A 2,182-nucleotide genomic window follows, 5' to 3' on the forward strand; every position below is an offset into this window, starting at 1 on the left:
TATCAAAATCGCTAAATACGGGCTTACAGGAGGGTACAGCAGAGCTTATCAAGACCGCCAAAGCACTTGGACATTTAAAAAACTCGATTGAATCAACCAGTGATCAATTTTCATGGAAAATCATCACCATCATTTTAGGCATTTTCGCCATTCTGATGCTTGGCATCATTTGGTTATTCAGTGTTTATATCAAACCTTTAGAAAATATCCCTCAGATCGAGAGCTTAAGACAGCAAGGTATCCAGTTTGATATTGGAAGCTGTACTGTTGGAAAGGAATCTAAACCGTGTGTTCGTGTGATGAAAAAGCAGTGCGGATATGGAAAAAATGGCGATTTTTGTGTCATAGACCCAAAATAATAGGCATATTTTTTATTTCACGAGAGGAAAAGAGGTAATCATGCCATTAATTGAATATTACGGCTTGTTATTTGAATGGCATGACCAAAAAATGGATTTAGTCTATCGAGGGCGAGAAATTACGTTCGAGGAGGTCTGTAGTATTTTCCTTGATCCTGCATTGATCTCTTTTGAGGATGTAGGACACTATGATGAACAACGACTAATATCAGTCGGTTTAAGCAATCGTGGTAGACTATTAACAGTGGTTTGGGTTGAACGTGGAGATGTTGCGAGAATAATCACTGCATTTGAACCATCACATCACCAAAAGCGGAGGTACAGCAATGCAAAATGAATTAGAACGCTATAAAAATTTTGATCCTACCAATGCCCCATTGGTTAAACCTAGTTTTGTGAAAAAATTACAGGAACGTCACGCCATCGCTCAAGCAAAGGCTTTTGATGCTGATGTGGTGACATGGTTAGGTTCACAAGATAATGAAACAAAACAACATATTAACGATATGGTTCGCCATATTATGGCATTGAAACGTACTTAATTAGGTATGACCTCCCTTTTTTGTTTTAATGTTTGATTGATTAATTAGAAAGCTCATTTGGTATTCATACCAAATGAGCTTTTACTTTATAGTTTTTGAAGGATACGCCGTGGTTAAGGAAGTTGTTATGTTGAAACATTCAAGTTTGGAAAGAAAAGAGTTCAAGCATGAAGAACTTGCACTAATAAAAAAACTTGATTTCAACGATATTGAGATTATTAAGCCTGATAATCTTGGACAAATCTTAATTTGGACTTCTAAACTTGCTGAATATCATCATGCTCAATTTGTTGAATTTAGTCATAAGTTAGATATTGTTGATGAAATAGAAGAGCGAGAAGAGATTAACAATAAGATTAATTTTTATAGAAAAAGTAGAGTTTTAGAGAATCATATCAAGGATTTCTATCTAAAAAAGCTATTGGATCAAGGAGAAGCGACAGTAAAGGGATATATCAAACATCCGATTAAACAGGATACAAATTACGCTGTAATTTCTTATCACGGATATCATTTTGTTAGTTTTGCTACTCCAGAGATTATTGAAAAATTTCCCTTACATTTTATTGATTTTGTACAAAGTGAAACACCAAAGACATTAGCAGATATACACTCTGATGAAGCTGTACTGCTATCAACGGTTAAGAATTTTATAACGCCCTTTAAAGAACAATATAAAAAAATAAAGAGTAAAAATAAGGAGATCAAAGAACACAATACGGTCGTACATAAAATTTATATAAAAATTAAAAATAAAGAAGCAACTTTGCAAAAGCCAACAGATTCAAAGCCTAAAGAATCTAGCCCCAAATCTGATGAAAAGATTACTTTACCAGTAAAAATGAAGCAGGTAGCTATTCAGCAAAATATAGCTTCACAAGAAAAGTCAATTACTGTGATTAAGAAGCGAAAATTTGCTTTAAATAAGGATAAGTAAATTTGTAATTGTAAATTATAAAGAAAATCCCCCCTAAGCCTTGCAACTTAGAGGGGTTTTCCAGTAAATTCTACGGTACGCAGTTATTTGATGTTAACCCATCGAATAACGAAGATCATAAGGTTTGGCGACCGTTATGATTTCACCAAAGGCTGGTACCTGAACTCTATTTTCACAATAAACAGTGTTTAGATCAAGACTCAAAATGATAAGTCTTCGTTAATCCGTGTTTTAAATCATCAAATAAGCATCATAGATCGAGCTTTGCCCGCTTCTGCGTGTCCGTTTTACGGTCGGCATGCAGTACGTGTGGTAGGAATAAGTGTCACTGGCGTATTGTAGCT

General features: G+C 34.7%; 4 protein-coding genes. All 4 read left to right on the forward strand.

Annotated features, from left to right (window positions below):
• Positions 1–359: hypothetical protein (locus FTV32_RS16640; protein WP_180006236.1), on the forward strand; the 359-nt coding region annotated here is incomplete at its 5' end.
• Positions 360–399: 40 nt separating this feature from the next.
• Positions 400–696, forward strand: a complete 297-nt coding sequence (locus FTV32_RS16645; protein ID WP_002011632.1) for a BrnT family toxin — start codon at positions 400–402, stop codon at positions 694–696.
• Positions 686–901 carry a hypothetical protein gene (locus FTV32_RS16650; protein WP_042087985.1) on the forward strand — a complete coding sequence of 72 codons (216 nt, stop codon included), beginning with the start codon at positions 686–688 and terminating at the stop codon, positions 899–901. Before FTV32_RS16645 ends, FTV32_RS16650 begins: the two co-directional genes overlap by 11 nt.
• Before the next feature lie 127 nt (positions 902–1,028).
• Positions 1,029–1,838 (forward strand): hypothetical protein, encoded by an 810-nt coding sequence (locus FTV32_RS16655; protein WP_108091266.1) that lies wholly within the window; start codon positions 1,029–1,031, stop codon positions 1,836–1,838.
• Positions 1,839–2,182 lie beyond the last annotated feature (344 nt).

It is taken from the genome of Acinetobacter sp. YH16032 (assembly GCF_013417345.1).
In the GTDB taxonomy this organism is placed as follows: Bacteria; Pseudomonadota; Gammaproteobacteria; order Pseudomonadales; family Moraxellaceae; genus Acinetobacter.

Coding starts and splice junctions, on each gene's coding strand:
- FTV32_RS16645 (WP_002011632.1), top strand. CDS start 400: ATGCCATTAATTGAATATTACGGCTTGTTATTTGAATGGCATGACCAA.
- FTV32_RS16650 (WP_042087985.1), top strand. CDS start 686: ATGCAAAATGAATTAGAACGCTATAAAAATTTTGATCCTACCAATGCC.
- FTV32_RS16655 (WP_108091266.1), top strand. CDS start 1,029: ATGTTGAAACATTCAAGTTTGGAAAGAAAAGAGTTCAAGCATGAAGAA.